This is a genomic window from Paenibacillus sp. 2RAB27, assembly GCF_052115445.1.
Lineage (GTDB): Bacteria > Bacillota > Bacilli > Paenibacillales > NBRC-103111 > Paenibacillus_E.
Genome location: NZ_JBFRGR010000011.1, coordinates 130,610 through 150,668, shown reverse-complemented (window position 1 = coordinate 150,668; position 20,059 = coordinate 130,610). Strand labels below are relative to the sequence as shown.

At 42.6% G+C, this 20,059-nt stretch carries 14 protein-coding genes; 1 reads left to right on the top strand and 13 read right to left on the bottom strand.

What is annotated here, in order from left to right; translation table 11 throughout:
• The 3 genes from AB4114_RS17390 to AB4114_RS17380 all read right to left on the bottom strand — a co-directional run bounded on the left by AB4114_RS17390 (nt 1) and on the right by AB4114_RS17380 (nt 3,128).
• Complete coding sequence (locus AB4114_RS17390; RefSeq protein WP_441989586.1) at nt 1-324, bottom strand: MocE family 2Fe-2S type ferredoxin; 324 nt, start codon at nt 322-324, stop codon at nt 1-3.
• Between the two features lie 825 nt (nt 325-1,149).
• Complete coding sequence (locus tag AB4114_RS17385; RefSeq protein WP_441989585.1) at nt 1,150-1,878, bottom strand: DNA-binding response regulator; 729 nt, start codon at nt 1,876-1,878, stop codon at nt 1,150-1,152.
• A 164-nt stretch (nt 1,879-2,042) separates the two neighbouring features.
• A complete protein-coding gene (locus AB4114_RS17380) occupies nt 2,043-3,128 on the bottom strand; it encodes a fatty acid desaturase (RefSeq protein ID WP_441989584.1) in 1,086 nt (361 codons plus the stop codon).
• A 145-nt stretch (nt 3,129-3,273) separates the two neighbouring features.
• Here AB4114_RS17380 and AB4114_RS17375 point away from each other — a divergent pair, with 145 nt between their 5' ends.
• Nucleotides 3,274-4,170: a helix-turn-helix domain-containing protein gene (locus AB4114_RS17375; RefSeq protein WP_441989583.1), complete on the top strand. Its 897-nt coding sequence runs from the start codon at nt 3,274-3,276 to the stop codon at nt 4,168-4,170.
• Between the two features lie 165 nt (nt 4,171-4,335).
• Here the strand turns inward: AB4114_RS17375 and AB4114_RS17370 are convergent, their stop codons facing one another.
• From AB4114_RS17370 to AB4114_RS17325, 10 genes are all read right to left on the bottom strand, one after another.
• A complete protein-coding gene (locus AB4114_RS17370) occupies nt 4,336-4,548 on the bottom strand; it encodes a small, acid-soluble spore protein, alpha/beta type (protein ID WP_441989582.1) in 213 nt (70 codons plus the stop codon).
• A gap of 103 nt (nt 4,549-4,651) precedes the next feature.
• Entirely contained in the window at nt 4,652-5,356 is a 705-nt protein-coding gene (locus tag AB4114_RS17365) for a GDSL-type esterase/lipase family protein (protein WP_441989581.1), read from the bottom strand.
• Nucleotides 5,357-5,359: 3 nt separating this feature from the next.
• Complete coding sequence (locus tag AB4114_RS17360) at nt 5,360-6,478, bottom strand: glycoside hydrolase family 88 protein (protein WP_441989580.1); 1,119 nt, start codon at nt 6,476-6,478, stop codon at nt 5,360-5,362.
• 115 nt (nt 6,479-6,593) lie between these two features.
• Nucleotides 6,594-8,216, bottom strand: a complete 1,623-nt coding sequence (locus tag AB4114_RS17355; RefSeq protein ID WP_441989579.1) for a response regulator transcription factor — start codon at nt 8,214-8,216, stop codon at nt 6,594-6,596.
• Between the two features lie 8 nt (nt 8,217-8,224).
• Nucleotides 8,225-9,952, bottom strand: a complete 1,728-nt coding sequence (locus AB4114_RS17350; protein ID WP_441989578.1) for a sensor histidine kinase — start codon at nt 9,950-9,952, stop codon at nt 8,225-8,227.
• A gap of 52 nt (nt 9,953-10,004) precedes the next feature.
• On the bottom strand, nt 10,005-10,883 hold the full coding sequence (locus AB4114_RS17345; protein ID WP_441989577.1) for a carbohydrate ABC transporter permease: 879 nt from the start codon (nt 10,881-10,883) through the stop codon (nt 10,005-10,007).
• Between the two features lie 13 nt (nt 10,884-10,896).
• Nucleotides 10,897-11,796 (bottom strand): ABC transporter permease, encoded by a 900-nt coding sequence (locus tag AB4114_RS17340; protein ID WP_441989576.1) that lies wholly within the window; start codon nt 11,794-11,796, stop codon nt 10,897-10,899.
• Nucleotides 11,797-11,920: 124 nt separating this feature from the next.
• Nucleotides 11,921-13,636, bottom strand: coding sequence for an extracellular solute-binding protein (locus AB4114_RS17335; RefSeq protein WP_441989575.1), 1,716 nt, complete (start codon nt 13,634-13,636; stop codon nt 11,921-11,923).
• Nucleotides 13,637-13,813: 177 nt separating this feature from the next.
• A complete protein-coding gene (locus tag AB4114_RS17330; protein ID WP_441989574.1) occupies nt 13,814-17,548 on the bottom strand; it encodes a polysaccharide lyase family 8 super-sandwich domain-containing protein in 3,735 nt (1,244 codons plus the stop codon).
• A gap of 242 nt (nt 17,549-17,790) precedes the next feature.
• Nucleotides 17,791-20,037, bottom strand: coding sequence for a GH92 family glycosyl hydrolase (locus AB4114_RS17325; protein ID WP_441989573.1), 2,247 nt, complete (start codon nt 20,035-20,037; stop codon nt 17,791-17,793).
• Nucleotides 20,038-20,059: the final 22 nt, after the last annotated feature.

Below are 20,059 nucleotides of genomic sequence, written 5' to 3'. Positions count from 1 at the left end.
TTACGTTACATGAATGAAGACCTTGTCATCTTCAATCTTTACCGGATATGTTTTTAGGCTAACACATACCGGCTTACGCTTCGCTTCACCCGTCGTATAGTCAAACCGCCCATTATGCTTAGGACATTCAATCGTGCTTCCCATGACAAGCCCACCAGCTAAATGAAACTTCTCATGGGTGCAGAATCCATCAGTCGCATAATAGTCACTTTTGTCTGACCGATAAATAGCAAACGAACGATCGTGATAATCGAATCGAATAACATCTTCTTCTTCAATATCATCGACTTCGCAAGCTTCAATCCAACCCTCTATATTATGCATATGTACCTCCATATAATTAATAGTGCTGTATTAACCTCTTTCAGTGCCACCCCAAGATTTGGGCTTGCTGCTGGTTCTAAGTGGTAATTCATGTTCCAGTAAAGGAAATTAATGAAACTATTTAAATATATGGTTCGCGTTTCAGCTACACTTTGCGGACATTTAGACTCCTCATAAAATCCACTTCCGCGTGGTGCCGCTAGTTGAACTTACACTGCTTAAGCTGGAATATCCAGCTTCAGAGTGGCTCAACTACTCGAACTCACACTCTGACGCTGGAATATCCAGCTTCAGAGTGGCTTAGCTACTCGAACTCACACCCTGACGCTGGAATATCCAGCTTCAGAGTGGCCAACTACTCGAACTCACACCACTGAAGCTGGAATATCCAGCTTCAGAGTGGCTCAACTACTCCAACTCACACTCTGACGCTGGAATATCCAGCTTCAGAGTGGCTCAACTACTCCAACTCACACCACTGACGCTGGAATATCCAGCTTCAGAGTGGCCAACTACTCCAACTCACACCACTGACGCTGGAATATCCAGCTTCAGAGTGGCCAACTACTCCAACTCACACTCTGACGCTGGAATATCCAGCTTCAGTGTGGCCAACTGCTCGAACTCACACTCTGACGCTGGAATATCCATCTTCAGAGTGGCTCAACTACTCGAACTCACACTCTGACGCTGGAATATCCAGCTTCAGAGTGGCCAACTACTCGAACTCACACTCTGACGCTGGAATATCCATCTTCAGAGTGGCTCAACTACTCGAACTCACACCACTGAAGCTGGAATATCCAGCTTCAGAGAAGGGCCGGGTTAGTTCGACAGTCGTTGTGAGGTTCGATTCCTGCAACTTATTACTGAAGAATTTGCTTGATATCGCATAACCTTCTTGCCATCTTTGGATGCAGGAAGGATTAATCCTTTAATAACGAGTAATTTTAGATATTTAGCGGAAGTTTCTCTGTTGATTCGTAGCGCCCTAGCTACTGAAATTGGAGTGACCATACCTTCATTGCTTTCAACCCATTTCCAAACAGCATATTCTATGGGATGTAAATGGAGTAGATTAGATGTATCTTCCAACCMCCACTTCGCTACTGCCTGCATCAGTGTTTGTTGACATCTACGTGGATTGTTTTTAATATCATCCAACGAAAAACGGAAAATTTTCCAATCGTCCAAGACGAGGTCATTATGACGATGTAGATTGTCGTCGTATCGATTACGATCAATGTTGCGAAAATGGGTCCCGAAGGGGTCAATCTCAATGCATATGAGCACGGCGTTGACGATGAACGCAAAATCCAAGTATCGCCAGCCATCCTTAAAATCTCGGATCTCATATTCGGCGAACAGTCGTCGAAAGCTAAGGAAAGCTGGCCACCAGACTTCCTTGAGGAACAAGGTTTCAGCGTACCGTTTATCGCTAAGCAGCCTCCGTTTTCTTTCTCCTGAGCTTCCATTTATTTGCTCTTCCATAAATCTTGCGTAAGCACGACCGAATGACTCGTCAGATTTCAGCAGCTCCTTTATCGGCTCCATTTTCTTCTGCCTCCTGGAAATAAAATAGCCGCCTGTCAGGTTCTAGGAACCAGTAACAGGCGGCGCGTACTTCACGACCTGCTTTGATTATACCACAATAACCAACCCACTATATGGTAATAATCTGAAAATGGATTAGGGAAAGACTTACGAAACTGACCTTTTCACCCCGACTGAGATACCGACGAAAGATTTCGATCAGTTGCCCTCTGACGCTCAGCAAACTCACGGCACCTAGGAACGACATAAGAATGGTCTTTCCGCATCTTCCAGATTGCCGCCCAAGTCTCACGAACAGCGGCCGTGAAGCTCGGGGCAGCAGCTGGGCAGTCAAGTTTGATCTCCTCATGCAAAGCAGGCAAATTATAATAGGGAACCAAAGGAAACATATGATGTTCAATATGATAATTCATATTCGTGTACAGAAACCGAAGAATACGGTTTGTATAGAACGTCCTTGCACAAAGCCTGTGATCGAGCGTGTCTTCATATAGACCCACATGCTGCGTTGAGACCAGCAAGCCGTTCAACAAAGCGCCATAGAACGATGGCAGCCCAACGAACATGAGTGGTAGAATGCTCCCTAGATAAAAGCTCAAAGAGATAATAACGGCATAAATAATAATAAATACACGTGCTTCCAAGAATAATTTTCGTTGTTCGCTGATCGGGACTAATTCCTTCTCCTCGGCACTTAGGAGTCCGATTGCATGTTTGAACAGATAGGTCCAGGTACTGTAAATAAATGATTCTCGTAAAATATTTCGAAGCACACGCTGCAACTTCGGAGGACGCGGTTCCATAATTTCCGGATCGCTGCCCACGATGATCGTATCCGTGTGGTGGCGAGTATGCGTCCAGCGAAAGTTTGTCGCTTGAATCAAAATCAGAAACGAAGTGAACTGATACAAGGCTTCGTTCATCCACACCGTTCGAAACATCGTGCCATGGCTGGATTCATGCCATTTGGATACGGCAGGTACCGTATAGATGGTTCCGTATACGATGAAGGCGGGTATTGCCCACCACGTACCCCAAGACAGATAAGCTACATAACCAAGGACGATCGTAATAGCTATCCATAGCAAGGTGTCCCGAATTGCCGGACCGTTCTTGCGGGTCATGAGCTCCTTCATTCGTTTTCGTGGAACAGGACATTGATACCATTCCCCTGAAACAAGCCCTTTCTCGATCGCTTTTTGCCGTTCTGGCCCTAGAATACTATAGTCCCGTTGTCTGGTGTTTCCCATATGATCTCTCCTCGTCACTCTGTATTTTTCTTCGATTCTGAATATGCTAAGCGTACCAGATGGGTTGACACTTGACTTCCCAGAACATATTAAATAGGATCAGACACATAGGAGCAATTCGAACATAGGGAAGGCAGGGCTGATAATGACTAAGATCCACTCGTCTAGTTCGATGCGATGGGTTTTCCCTCTGCATGCTGATAATTCTGAGAAATTGGAAAGCGCAACCACCAATAGAATCCTTCCAGAATTGGAAGTCGTTGGATACCAAAAATATGCAGAAGCCTATCCCATTCCCATACACTGTCATCATCACGCATATGAATTCGTCTATTTGCACAGCGGGAGTGCTACATGGGAAATCAATGGTATCTCTTACCCTATGAATGCTGGACAATGGTTTTACACCCGTCCTGGAGAGCTTCATAAAGCTCGCTTCAATCACTTGGAACCTAGCCGGATCTGGTGGATGATCGTGCAGGATCCAGAGGCCACCTCGAACTGGTTCCGCTTAGAAGGCTCTGATCGCGAGTTGGCTGCTTCACGCTTACAGCAACTTCCACGAGTATTTCGCGCAGGTCATCGCGTGCACGAACAATTCGTTCGCTTAAAGGCAACATTAGAAACAGAGAGCCCTGATCAAGCATTTTTTGCCCGACATCAGGTTTTAGATATCATCATGGGACTTCTGCAGCCTACTTCCTCCAAGTCAATAGAGCCCGGAGTCAAGGATAGTGTGATCCGCTCTGTTCATCTAATAACGCAAGCGCCTAATCATCGATATTCCGTTGCGGAGCTGGCACATGCATCTCAGATGAGCGAATCTCATTTCTATAAAGTGTTTCACGACATATTCGGACAGTCTCCTGCTGCATATATGGAACGCGTAAGAATGGAACGTGCTTGCTCTCTTCTGCAAACAAACGTCTCCATTACGGAAATTGCTTTTGAACTAGGCTTTAAGACTAGTCAACACTTCACGACCGTATTTCGGAAACATATCGGCAGTTCTCCAAGCGAGTGGCGTAAAACGGGACTCTAAATTTACACCTGTAACATTTCAATGTCGAGCGCTCGAGATAGAAAAAGAACTTGAAGCGAAGGTGCCGCTCAAGTCCTATTTAACCCTAACAAAAAAAAGACTGCATTCACCCAAGGAGGAATAGGTGCTTGTAGTCTTTTGTGTTTACTTGCAAATACGATCAACTTAGCGTCTGAAGTTTCCTGCCGAACCAGAAAGTTGTTGTTCTGCGATTTGCACTAAACGCTTCGTAATGTTGCCACCAATGGAGCCAGCATCGCGTGATGCAAGATTGCCATTGTACGCTTGAAGCTGAATCCCTAACTCTTGTGCTACCTCATACTTCAGTTGATCCATTGCTGCTTTTGCTTGTGGAACTGCCAATGTGTTGTTAGCCATAATTGTTATTCACTCCTTTTCTTGGTGTGATATTATCATGTGGAGTTTAAAAAATATTATACATGCATGGGTAAATTTTTTTCTTATCATCAGAAAGGCGCTCTTATATTTGAATCCCCTTATGTTCCAATGTTTCACGCAAAGCATTAGCCATAATGTCATAGCCAAGAACATGAGGGTGAAGCCCATCGTCTGCAAGCTCCTCGCGCAATTGGATGCCATCTTCTGTGACCATCCGCGAATGGTAATCGACAAAAATAGCCCCTTGTTCGTTCGCTATTTTTTGAAGTTGCTCGTTTACACTGCGTATTGTCTTGTTTCGTATCTGATTGTTTCCCGATTGCGGCAAATTCGTTGGAAGAATGGAACAGATCACTGGCTTAATATCGTGATTTTTCGCTTTCTTAACCATTTCCTGTATATCATTTACCAAACCAGTCATAATTTGTTCCGCTGTCTTCCTTTGCTCCGTTGTAGCGCCATCCAGTGCCCAAAAATTATTCACGCCAATTTTGATCACCACATGCTTCGGCATCAATTGAATCACATCAGCATCAAATCGTCTTCGTACATGGCTGCTGATGTCTCCACCAATTCCTCGATTCACAATAAAACGACTGMCGCGGCCAAAATAAGCATTCAACTCCCACATGTGCGTAATCGAATCGCCGATAAATACAAAATCAACAGGTACTTCATGGGCAATTAATACCTCATTGCCACAATCAAATTCTCCTCTGCGGCTATCCGCTGCAGCAGCTGTGCCAAAGTACCCCGGTTTTACTGTTTCTACACGCTTAGTCGTCATTTCTTATTTTCTCCCCTTATTCTTAAGCTTCATCAACGCTTCGACATAATAATAATCACCATAAATAAGTGGCGTATCTACATAAATATGTGCTGCGAAATATCCGGTCGCATGTAGCAACAGCCCTTCTTCATCTGCTTCATGAGCCGTATAGTTCTCATACAACGAACGCAGAATAATCTCCGCCAATCGTTGATATTCCCTGCCATCCGCTTCCGGTAACAACGATGCTAGTTCCAACAGACCTGAGGCAGCTATAGCCGCTGCCGAGGAATCTCTCGGCATGTCTTCCGCTTCAGCAGGCAGTCGGAAATCCCAATAAGGTACAAAGTCCCCTGGCAAATGATCGAGAAAAAAACGTGCCACCTTTTTGGCTGCAAGTAGGTAAGTCTCCTTGCCCGTATAAGCAAAACTAAGAGCAAACCCATACAATGCCCATGCTGCTCCTCTTGACCAGGCCGAATCCGCGGCATATCCTTGTCCAGCAATCGCCGCCATTCGCTCCCCTGTTTCCGGATCAAAGCTCACGATATGGTGAACAGATCCATCTGCAAGTACAAACTCCCGAAGCACAGTATCCGCATGAATTTCCGCGATAAGACGATACCGAGGATCTGCGATTTCTCGCGAAGCCCAGTAGAGGAGTGGCAGATTCATCATACAGTCGATAATAGCCCAGCCACTATGATCCTCCCCGCCCCATTTCGGCCACGCACGGATAAACCCACCAGCTGGATTAAATCTTCCGGCTAACAGACTGGCAGCCATGAGCCCGTGGCGCTTGGCTTCCTCATCTTGCATGAGCATATATTGATTGACGCTGCTTAAACCAAACATAAATCCAACATCATGATGCAAGGAATCAAATTCCCATAGCGACTGACTGATTTCTCGCTCACATTGTACAGCCAAATCCTTTAATCGTTCATTTTGTGTTTCTTGATAAACCAACCAAAGCATTCCTGGCCAAAATCCCGAAACCCAATCGTGGGGAGAGCTCTTCGTGTAACGTCCATCTTTTGAGCCATTCGGAAATGAAGCTCCAATAGAATAGCTGTTTCTATCGATTTTTTTGACCACCTGCTGCCATGCTTCTTCTATCCAATTCGCCTTATTATTCATCCGCTACCTTCCTTCTGCCAACTTCTACATCATTCATTATGGCATCCGAAAAAAGAGAATAACATGATTGAAATTAAAGATCATGAACTTTCATTAATCATGTTTGACCAACTTCTTATTGTTTTCGATAGATCTCAGGTGTAACTCCGTAATATTGTTTGAATCGCCTAATAAAATGCTGCGGGCTCTGGTAACCGATTTTTTCTGTAATTTCATAGATCTTGCAAGATGTATTTTCCAACAAATTCTTAGCTTCTTCCATACGTACTCGAAGAATATATTCGCTCAAATTCATACCTGTTATCTCTTTATATATTTTCGATAAATAAACAGCATGCAAATAAACCGCATCACTGATAGTTTGCAGGGTGACATCCTTCCCCAAGTTTTGCTGGATGTAGTGGTGAATTTTGTTAACCAGTTGCTGGTGATTCTCATCATTCATTAAAGGCACATCTTCCATCAGTGCCTCCATGATAATACCGCTCCATGTTTTTAATTGTTTGGCAGAATGAATCACATGGCTTTCTGAATGCGATGAAGTGCCTATTATATCTTCTAGGACGATCCCTTTTTTGTGTGCCAGATAAGTGAAGCAGCTTAATAAATGTAAATAGGCCTCTCGGATATGCGCTTGCGAGTCCGACTGACTTTGTTCAAGTTCATGAAATATCGCTATGAATTTCTCATTAATTTTTTCCATATTGCCCATATCCATGAGTTGAATCAACATCGGTACTTGATATAGCGTGCTCAATGGTACCAATTTTCGATTTTGAATGATATCCTGCTCCAAGACAAAAACTCCTTGTCGCTCTGCCGATTTCATGACGGTTGACCGTACAGACAAGAAGACGGAATGAATATCTTTTGGAAATTGTGCTTGATTCGAAATGAAAATAGAAATGTTTCCTTTTAAATATTGATCAACTTGTTCTACCAACCGTTTGGCCAAGGAATTTAACAAGTCTTGGTGAGACGGATGCCATGTATCTGTCTCAGAATTTTCTGTGGTTTTGGGCAGGAGTAATAGGGGGAGATTGGCTTGGGTAGCTTTACTTGACCACACATGAAAGTGAGGTGACAACAGTTCCTCCGCCATATTCCTTATGGCATATTCAAATAATTTCATATCGGAAGCATTGTAGGATTCGTAAAAATAGGGATCAAATTTAATGACGACTACTTTAATAGAATCTCCATAAGTCATAGGGATTTGGTACATACTGAGCTTTTCCGACAGTTGACTGTTTCCGATATTTGCGCCTTGTAAAATTTCAAACAGCAAATTCTCTTTCAACAATGGTAAATTCTGATGAAGGAGTGACGTTGCTTGCTCGTAAATTTGATGCTGCTGCAAATCATTTTGACGTTTGATGATTATTTTTTTCACCGAATCTAGTAACATTTCATCACGGACAGGCTTGATAAAATAGTCAACGGCATGCAGTTCGATCGCTTTTTTGGCATATTCAAATTCCGCATACCCTGTGAGCAATATGCAATCTATCTTCTTATTACGCTGATTGATGAATTGGATTAGCTCAAGTCCTGTGATGCCAGGCATACGAATGTCCGCTATCATAATGTCAATCGGGTGATCTTCTATGAGGGCTAGGGCGCTTTGCCCCCCATAAGCCTTGTGAACCGTGGTGATGCCTATTTCATTCCAGGGTAAAGTGGCAGCTAGCGTATCCACCTGATGTTTATGATCATCAACGATCAATAAAGAAAACATGCAATCTCTCACTCCCTCTCTACTTTTTTCCAATACAGCTCGAYTTTTAAGCCGCCCAATGTCGAGTGGTCTAGCAACATCCCAGAATTCTTGCCGAAGTAATAGTTAAAACGATGGTGAACATTCCATAATCCGGTTTGATCGCTTTCGTTATCCTCCATACTGATTTTCCTTTTAAGCGCTTGCAATTTTTCCGTTGATAATCCTGGCCCATTATCCTCCACGATGAGACGATATGAATTCGGGTCCTCCAATCCTACGATGGTAATCCAACCATTCTCTAAAATTTCTTCTAACCCATGTACAATCGCATTTTCAATAATCGGCTGAAAGATTAATTTAGGAATTTGGATCGTTTTCATGGATTCAGGAATCGAACACGTATATTGAAACTTATCCAATTGTTGATTCATGATATTCATATAGTTAACCGCTAACTCTATTTCGCTATGTAATGTCGTGACTAGTGTTTCATTCCGAGTCGTATATTTGTAATAATCCCCTAGATTATGCGCCATAGCGATGACGGATTGATTTTTATTCATTTTTGCCATATTGACGATATAGGCAAGACAATTGTAAAGAAAATGGGGATTGATTTGGGATTGAAGTTGCTTCATCGCAGCTTCTCTAGAGCGAATCTCTTCTATGTACACGCGTTTTATCAACTGATCGATTTCTAATCCCATACCATTAAAGGAATCAAACAACTGTTGAAATTCATTATTTCGCTTTCTCTTAATCTGATAAGCAAAATTCTTGTTCTTGATATGCTCTACCCCACGAATTAATATCCGAATGGGAACTTGAATATGAAAGTACAATAAGAAGGCAGCGATTGTGCCAAATAATAGGAGTAATAGCAAGATCATATAGAATAAATTCCGGCTGTGAACGACAGGCTGTAGGATCTCGTCAAGCGGTTCGATATCCACTAAACTCCAATCGACTTTGCTCGAAGCAAGTGTATACAGAAGATATTTCTTCCCATCTATGGATACAATATCATGAAACTTTGACTTGCTCGTGTATTGATCCAAGGGATAGTCTTGCATGAGTTGCTGAATTCTTTGCGTATTGGCTGTACTGCTATAAACCACTTGATCTTTGGTATGATAGAAAAAGGCATCGCTGTGACCTGCCAGCTTAAAACTATCCAGCAAATTGGTAATATTCTGAGTAAAGAAATCCACGCGAATGATCAGCTCAGAATTTTTGATATCTGCTGGATTCTCATGAAAAGGTGATACAAAAAAACGGGAAAAGGCATCCATTTGGACACCGTTTACACCTACTTTATTCAGTCGCCAATTGGGGGTGTAGCTTTTTAAAATCTCATCTTCATCGAACACCGTAGTGGTATCCGTGGACAAGAACAATTGACTTCTCGGAAAATAGATGGAGATAATATTCATAATGTTATTCGTAATGCTAAACAAACTGAGCTTGCTTTGAACATCTTGAATCACATTCAACCGATCATACCCGGATGTAGGCAAATTTCCAAATGCTACACTCTTGATCTCAGGATCTTTGGTTGCCAACGCCGCAAAAAGCATGTTCTGGTCCAATAAGATCTCGATTTGACCCAGAAAATTAGCTAATTTCTCTTCATTTCTAGTATTGATTTGCTTCTCTATGACATGGATGGTCTGTTGATAGGAATAGGCATAGAGGCCTAATATTGGGAGTAAAATCATTACAATAAGTAGGATAACTTTCGTAATCAGGTTCATTGGGTTCCCCATCCCGCTAAGATTACTTACTACTCTATCATAGTATTATTTCCTATTCTTTGACAGATCCCAAAGTCATTCCTTTCACAAAATATCTTTGCAAAAATGGATAGACGAGCAAGATGGGAAAAATCCCGATGAACATCAGTGCCGATTTAAGGGAACGTTCCGATAATTCCTCCAAATCAGACGGGTTTAGACCAATCTTGGTATAGTCAAATCCGGCAATTAAGGCTTGAAGAAATGTAGCCAGGGGGAATTGATCGGCTTTATTCATATAGATCATGCCATCGAACCAGGAATTCCAATGAAACACCATAGTAAATAAGGAAAGTGTTGCTATAGAAGGTAATGAGATCGGGAAAAATATGGTGAACAGAACACGGAAATGTCCAGCGCCGTCTATCATTGCTGCTTCTTCCAGTTCCTTGGGGATTCCTCGAAAGAAATTCATCATCAGCACTACATTGAATACATTCACTGCGACGGGGATGATCAAAGCCCATATCGAGTTGGTAAGTCCTGTCTTTTGTACAACAAGATAAGTCGGGATTAATCCGCCATGAAACAGCATGGTAAATACAAAAAACCAAGCGTACAAGGTTCTCCCTTTAAAATACCTATCATCCTTGGACATCGAATAAGCAGCCAGCATCGTAAGAAACATCGTTAGCAACGTACCCAATACCGTCCTCAGTACACTCACTTTAAAGGCAATCAAGAAATTATTGCTATTTAACGCCGTTTTATAGGCATCCAGATTAAAGCCGATCGGCCAGAATTTGACCAAATAAGATGTCGTTGCATAGTCCGAACTTAAGGATACAGCTAACACATGGATCAACGGCAATATGCATAAAAAAGCCATCATCGCCAAGAAAAAACTATTGGTGAATTGAAACATTTTGTTTGAAAACGATAGTTTGAACATCGCATATATCCTCTCAGAATATCTTGTAATTTGCATATTTKGACGCTAGTTTATACGTAGTGGCAATTAGAATAAACCCAATGATCGATTTAAAAAATCCTACTGCAGTTGCTAGACTAAATGAGCCTTGTTGAAGACCTACACGATAAACATACGTATCAATAATATCTCCTTTGGGATATACCAATGGATTGTACATGTTAAATACTTGATCAAACCCCGCGTTTAGAATATTCCCCAGTGATAATGTAGCAATGACGATGGCGATAGGAATGACCGCTGGAATCGTAATATGAACCGCTTTTTGCCAATTATTAGCTCCATCAATGTCAGCAGCTTCATACATATTCGGGTTGATTCCCGCCATAGCTGCCAAGTAGATAATGGTCCCAAAACCAAACTCTTTCCAGACATCACTTGTGACTAACATGGTTCGAAACCAATTCCCGCTCTGCAGGAATGCGATTTTCTCCAAACCTAACCATCCAAGAAATTGATTGATCAAGCCATTCGTAGACAGCATATCGGTTAAAATCCCGCCAAGAATTACCCAGTTAATAAAGTGTGGTAAATAAATAAGGGATTGAATTGTTCTTTTAAATAAAACAAGACGTACTTCATTAAGAAATAAGGCAAAACTAAAAGGAACAATGGAACCCGCTATAATTTTAAATATTGCGATAAACAACGTATTCCAGATAACCTGCAAAGCAACAGGATCATGGAACATAAATTTAAAATGCTTTAACCCAACAAACGGAGACTTGAAAACCCCTAGCCAAGGTTTGAAATCCTCAAAGCCAATCATAAACCCAACCATTGGAATGTAATTGAAGATGATTAGTAGAATAACGGATGGTAATAGAAATACATGCAACGGCCACGTTTTTCTTAGATTCAAATAGCTTCTCATTCAAATAATCTCCTATCAACTTTCAATATTGCGAAAAAATGCTTATTTTGAAAAAACTAAATACGGAGAACATAGTGAACGAACGTTTGTACTCCGTATTTCCTTTCCCTTATAAGTCAGTTCCTTACTTCTGTTTGGCAACAGCTTCATTAATCTCTTTGGTAATTTGTGTACCACCTTGCTCATGCCATTGCTTAAGGAATGTATCAAAATAATCCGGTTTCTGTTTCCCATGAATAATCTGCAAGTAAGCTTGATCTTCCAACGTATTCAGCTGCTCCCATTTCTCTTTCATTGTTGGGGTATTCGCACCATAGAATCCGTTTTTCACATCTTTGTCCATTTGCAGGTAACCTACGGAAAAACCATCGATTGCCAATTTGTCATTGCTTGCAGCTAATTTTTGTTCAAATACATTATCCAATTTACCCGCTGCAACACGCTGGTAGATGCTTGGACCTTCCATTACATTCGTTGGTGCCGTTCCATTTGAAGGGAAAATTAAATATCGGCTAAGATTGACAATTCCATCCGGAACCGTTTTCCAATCTGGCTTTCCATCCTTCATTACGTAATCGTATCCTTCCCCTTGCCCTACCGCGAATGGACACGAAGCATCTTCGATCAGGCAACCATACATGGTGTCATAATATTTAAAAATGGCTTCCATATTATTAAATCCCTTACGAAATACATAAGTACCGTAGGATGGCTGTGATTCCTGCCGTCCAACCTCACCCGTAATTCCGGATGGAATCGGATAGGGTTTGACATTAAGCGTTTGATTCTTGCTCTTCGCTTCCGATACTGCAGTTCCAATTGGCCAAGCGCCTGCCCAGCCCGCGGCAATGGCAATCCCCGCTTTCCCTGAAGTAAAATCGGCCATAGCTTTTGCTGCATCCATGGTTCCAAAATCCGGATTAAAATAACCTTTGCTATACCATAGATTTAATTTGGCTAGACCTGCTTTAACAGTTGGTCTGTTGGCACCGTATTCCAGTTTGCCGTCTGGCCCTTTAAGCCACATATAGGGCTGATCCTGCCCGAAAATAAACTCGGTATTGGTCATGTAATTATTAGTTGGTTTGTGGTAACCAGTGTTTGCGCCAAATGCCATACCGAATGTATCTTTCTTGCCATTTCCATCCGGATCTTGATTCGTAAACGCATCTAACAATTTTTCAAATTCTTCAATAGTGGTTGGGGCTTTCATTTGCAGCTTATCCAGCCAATCCTGACGAATCCACATGATATTCTCGCCAACCACGCCATTTGAGACATCCGGCAAACCAATTACTTTGCCGTTTCTTTTAGCTGTGGCCCAAACTGCCGGGTTTTTTTCGTATAAATTTTTTAATCTAGGTGATGCATATTTCTCAAATGCTTCGTCAATCGTTTGAATTTTACCGGAATCAATCAATTCCTCCAGCAGGCTTCCCCCTGTATAAAGGACATCCGGCAGCGTTTCTCCGCTTGCCATCGCCAAGCGTACCTTCGTCTCGAATGCCGCTGTATCTGTCACTACCCATTGAAATTTAGTTACAATTCCCAAGTTCTCACTTAACCATCGAGTGACCGGATTATTCTCTGGCGTATCTCCAAAGCGGAGTTTATCTGAAGGTCTCAACGTAATTGCGGCGGATATTGTAACCGGAGGATCAAATTTGGTACGGGCATTCGATTGCGGAGACTGATTATTTCCTGTCGCAATTGGACTAGCTGTATTCGACGGACTGGTACTTACCGATGCCTCGTTATCTCCCACTGTGCACCCGGCAATCATGCTCATGCAAAGGGTGATACCTGTTAATATGGCTACTGTTCTACGATACCTTTTCATGTGAACCCCCCTAGGGAATGTATCTTACACTATTTATTATTGCATTCGTCACAACTGAATGAAATGATCGATAATAAAGATTATGAACTTTGATTAGTCATTCCTACAATGAGAAAAGCTTTCCTTTAGCCGCTGGGCTTTGGAAAGCTTTATTACTCATAGAGACCTTGCTCTTCGTTATAGTTTACTCGTAAATTCAGCCCTACCAATTGCCGGAGAGTAATAGGTCAGGTCGTTCTTAAATACGATCTTTAAGTACTTGGTGCCTCCAGGTAATTGTTGATCATAGCTAACCTTATGATAATTCGTTCCTACACCTGGCACTACTGTTCTGTTCGGAGTCACTAAGGTATAGGTAACATTGTCAGGCGATGAATACATATCAAAATCATTTATCGGTTCATTGTAGGCAAACCAAGTGTCTAGCGCGAATGAATCCATATTCATGCTGCCAAATGCTTTATAAACCACATTTTCTTGTAAAGTGTTAAGTCTTGACAATCTAGAAGTATCTCCGCCATATTTCGCCGCATTGGAACCACTTAAAATCAATTTAGAGGTACGAGAGAAAATTTTCGTATAATCATTAAGATCATCAACGATAGTGACACTGCTGGTAGGTGGAATCGGGGCATTGGTATCATATTGAATGGACAATTTATGCGATCTGCCGTCCTTGGCCTCCGTATTCACTTCAAATTTAATTGTAGGGCTTAATTGCAAAATCGTAATACTTGCGTCTTTTTGAATTAATGTAGCTCCTGTTTTTGTGATTTCATACGTTATCTTGTTCTGAAGATGTGTAGGGTCTGATGCAGCAATATCCAATACTCCCGCCTGATCCCTTACCATAATGGAGGAAGGATTGTAGGCAATAATACCAGCAGCAATATCCGGTGACCAGAAATTAGCGCCTGTGAGGCCAAGGCCATTTTCTTTGACCATTTGAACACTCGGATTGTTAGCAATAATCGATATATCTGGGTTGTTGCTGTACGCAGCGGTTTGTTGTGCCGTCTTGCCTGGCAGCATCACATAAGCGTAGTCTTTATTAACAGGGTTAGTACCGTGATCATACCAGAGCGTAAGGTATTTTTTGTTGATCACATCTGTCGAGCCTCCTGAAAACATTTGTCCCCAGGTGCCTTGTCGAGATTCACGAATGCCTTTAATCGCTGCGGGTTGCGGGAAGTAATATCCTCCTGTGCCTTCCATATACAAAGTGGATACATTACTCATGTTATCTGTCCATCCCATTCCTGAAGGCTTCGTTACGCCATTTACAACAAGCTGCTCATCACCTTTGTAAGTTGTAATTGAGTGAACAGGGGTTAATACTGTCCCTAGAGCATTTGGCGCATAGAATTGAATCTCTGAAAGCCGATTGCCTAGATCAACATTATTCCCATGGAAAATGATTTTCGCGTATCTGGCAGTCGAATCGATTAAATCATACGCTTTTACTTCAGATGTCAACGCACTTTGACCGCCATATACGGTTGTCCACACTGTATTATCCAATGAGGTCTGAATTTCAAATGAATATTGTCGGATACTGCCGATAAAGAAGGCAATTCCTGCGTATCCAACCGTAACATTACTACCAAAATCATATTTCATCGAATAGCCATCGCCTACAGATGACCAACGTGTAAAGATATCATTGTCATTGGTTTCAAGATTGTTCGTTGTTGACAATGCTTGCAAAGGGACGACCGAAGGTGAAATAATTAAATTTTGTGGATTTGGGGCATAGATTTGCACCTCTTGGATGTGGTTATATGCGTTAGTGGTATTACCATGACCAACAATCTTAACGTACCGTGCATATACATCTGGAAAATCAAACACTTGAATGGCCGATGCGTTAACCCCTACTGTTGAGCTGCCGCTGTATACTGTCGTCCACACCGTATTATTGCTGGACACTTGGATATCGAACATGCTGGCTCTGGCTGCCTGACTTAAGAAATTAATACCAACATACCCAACAGGCTGTACTTTGCTTAGATCATATTGAATCCACTGACCATCACCTACGGAAGTCCATCTACTACTTAAGTTATTGTCTAACGTATTCTCTGGTATGTTGCCATCATTGCCGCTATCGGTGACCTGGCTTACCATCAATCGCATGGGTTCGCCGCCCGTTGGCGTTGCTACCGGAGAACTTGTATCGATCCCATGGGGAATCGTCTCTTTATTAAGACTTCTATTCTCAATGGTTGTTTCGATAACTCTGCCATCTGTACTATTAATTCCACTCCCAAGGGCGACGATTTCATCATCGAAAGTGAACCAAGACTTCTTGGCTTTCAGCGTGCTTCCAGCAGCTTGCAAATCCATGCCAACCGCTGCGTATTGATTAAGCAGCTCTGTTCCTCCTGTCCATGTACTAGGACTTAGGTAGTTTGCATTGGATCCGTCCGCTCTTACCCTCGTATCAACCGTTGTACCTGGCAATCGGTACTTGTTGACCGTAGGCCAATAGTCGATATATTGGCGCAGATCATTATTGTATAAATACGTCATCCCTTCGCCTGTATACCAGCCCTTTACATTTTGATTAATGCCATTTTCATAATTGGCGATACGATTCGAAGACATACTGACACCAAATCCATATCCGGATTCTGGCTTCAAACTGATTGCTCTGTCCATACCAGCAAATACTTTCGTTAATGCAAGTTCTCCTCTTGGGACAATGTTGGTGTCATTCATCACAGCCTTTGCCAGCTGAAGAATGCTCAAATTTGCATCCTTAAAGATACTGGCTGTAGGATCTTGTTGAATCCAATATTTGACCATGGCCTTCATTCTCTGCGCATCCGTAGGGGGGGCGATCTGCGCCAATCGTAAAATGCCTCCCATTACCTTATTACCGATAACTCGGCCTTGCGTGGAACTACTTGCAATTTCTCTGCCCCTCACCATGTCCATCACAAAGCCTTTATAGACGACTGGCTCATAGCTGTCATAGATCCACTTAAATACATTAGAATAGTTCGCATAGGTATATTCCCATTGCGAACCGTTCAGCAAATAGAGAAGATTTGACAGATCCGGCAAGAGATTGGCCCCGTAACCGCCCGTGTAGGCGATAGTACCATGCTGCAAGAATGAACCATCTTCGTAAAATCCATCGCCTTTAACAACGTAGTCCATGACTTGATTTAATGCATCTCTTGAAGCCTCCAGCTTGGCACTTGATTTCATAATGATACCTTGCCCTGCAACAATCAGGGCTTTCCAAACACGATTAGCACCATAGGCTGGATTAGGTGCAGCATATTGAATTGCAGTTGGATCCGTGTTGTAATAAGAAATCACATTCATATAGTTGGTGAGTATTCCTGGATTTGTCGTAATCAAATCATCATACATTAAAATTAAGATATCTTTGATCTGAATCGGTGATTGAATCTCCAAATCAAACCATGTCCCCGTTATCTCTGGCCCAAAAAGCGTTTCGTTGTACCGATTGGTATATAACCAATCAAGCGCACCAATGATATCAGCTTTTAACGCCGTATTGCCGTAAAGACTGGATCCAATTGTTTTATAAGCAACTGCCATATCTTTGAGTAGAACAAACATAGCTGTCGTGTATGTTACAAAATTTTGCGAGTTTACTGGATCAGAAGTGTTGTAGGCGGACCACAAGTACGTTCTGTTAGCCGCTTTATTCATTGTGCTCCAACTGGTCTGGGCGATCATGCTGAGTTTTTTGGCTACATCTGGATCAGCCGTATTGTTTCCAGTGCCTCCAGTAAGTGTATCCGCCCATTTTACTCTCAAATCATCATACGTATCACTTGCATTTACATGGCTAATTCCAATTTGTGAGAAACAGGAACATAACAGACTCAAAATCATGAGCAAACCTAGTTTTTGCTTTAGCCTTTTCAACATCGCAAAACCACCTTCACTTTCGTATGAATTAATTACTAGATCTTCAATTTTCTACCTATTCACTCCCCTTTCGGGACTACTATAGCATCCATAACTAGGTGAATAATATGAACGTTTCTAAAGAACATGAACTTTAATTAACCATGTTCCTTTTAAAATGATTATCTCTCAAAATGAAAACAAATAAYGACCTGCAATCGCTTCAATCGCAAGTCGTTATTTGTTTGTGTGGTACGAATACTTTACGGCCTTACAGACATCGAGTAAGGCAGATGCTTATGCTCTACCTGCGTCTCTTTCGGTGTGTCCGACATACCAAATTTGATTACAGCACCGTTCATAAGCTGATAATGAGCAAAAAATAAAGGCAGATGCGACTCATTGTTAACCTGTACACTTTGCACATAAGGATGATCGGCTGCGTTATGCTCGGCTTCAATTACAATCTGTTTGCCGCTCTCCAAATGGATTGTCATACGCCCGAACATTGGACTCCCTATCACATATTCAGGCACACCAGGACATAATGGATACATCCCCATGCAGGCAAAAATATACCAAGCACACAGGCTCCCATTGTCTTCATCACCTGGCAATCCATCGGGTGCAGAGCTAAACAGTTCCTCTGCCGTTTTCCTAACCCAGAATTGCGTCCCAGCTGGTGACCCAGCCGCCGCAAACAAATAAGGAATATGAAAACTAGGCTGATTGCTAATCGCAAATTGTCCGAAGTTAATCGAAGCCATTTCCGACATTTCATGGATTTCAAAACCGTAGCTGCCCACCTTAAATTTAGGTGAAGTTGTCATTAACTCGTTCATGCGAGCTAAGAAAACGTCTTTCCCTCCCATGACCTCGGCTAATCCAACGATATCGTGTTGAACAGCCCAGCTGCACTGCCAGGCCCCGCCTTCACAATAAGCTCCTCCCCACTCAATGGGATCAAATTCTTCAACCCAGCTGCCATCCGTCTTCCTCCCCCTCATAAAACCTACCGAAGGGTCTAGTAATTTGGCATAGTTGGTTGCCCTATCCATGAACAGCGTGTAATCCTCAGGTTTCCCGATACTCTTCGCAAGTTGAGCAATGCAAAAATCGCCATAGACATAATCCAACGTATTGCTGACACTTTCGTGAAATTGATCCGCTGGCAAATAACCATATTCTTGGTAAGCACGAAAGCCTTTCCTGCCAAGATGAGGATCCTCCGCTGCTCGACAGGCATGCTTTAGCAAGCCTTCATAAGCCGACTGTGCGTCAAAGCCTTCTATCCCTTTTACAAAAGCATCTGCAAAAACCGCATCAATTAAAGTCCCCGGCATGACACTGCGTTCGCCAGGTGAAGACCACTTCGGCATCCAACCGCCTTCCTTATAGGCGTTAACGTAAGATTCTAAGATTTCACCTAAACGGGTTGGAAACAGCATGCTAAACAACGGATATGAGGTACGATACGTATCCCAAAATCCATTATCACAATACATCGGTCCGCTCACAATTTGACCGTTATAGGGACTGTAATGAACCTTTTCCCCCTGTTCGTTAAATTCATGCCACACCCGGGGAAACAAGCAAACGCGGTACAAACAAGTATAAAAAGTGCTTAATTTGTCCTCATCTTGATCCTCCACCTGTATGCGATTTAGCGTCTCTTCCCACGCCTGCGCTGCTTCCACTCTAACCAAGTCAAAGGACTTAGAACCAATTTCCTGTGTAAGGTTGGTTATCGCTTGCTCGATACTTATAAATGAAGTGCCAATACGAAGATTAACTTCGCCTGATTGCGGTACGTTCAATCCAATAAAAGCGCCTATCCGATTCCCTGTTTCTTGTAAGCTTATGGACGGCCTACCATCCTGATCCCAGATTCCACACGCCTGCACATCCAAATCACAATCAAAATCCATCACGACATACATCGCATAATTCTCAGGAACGCCGCCCGAATTAGCACGGGTATAGCCTGTTAACCTTCTTCTTTCAGGGTCAATGGATACAGACGATTCGCCAGCAAACGGCGCTACAATCACTCGCGCGTCTTGCCGATCATCGAAAGTCATTCGCATACTTGCACAACGTTCTGTTGGGCTCAATTCCAATAACGTGTTGTAGCGTTGCAGCCTTATACGAAAATAATCGGGCTTGATAGACATATCCTCACTACGGAATGAGGATGATCGTTTAGCGACGGATAAGGCAAGCGGACCTGTTTGCGGCAGAATGGTCAGATGCCCGTAATCTTCAATCCATGGGCTTGGCTGGTGAGTCAGCCGTATCCCTTCAAAATGACGATGGGAAGGATGGAAGTACCAGCCTTTACCCGCTTCATCCGTCTGGGGGCTCCATGCTGCCATTCCGAAAGGTCGTGCAATGAAAGGAAGTGTATTCCCATTGGAAAAATGAAAGGTAGAAGCTGTCCCCTGTAAGGGATTCACATATTGCAAAACATTCATAATCGTAACAACCTTCCTTTCGGATATTTTCTTCATTGTAATCAGTACGTCATCTCAC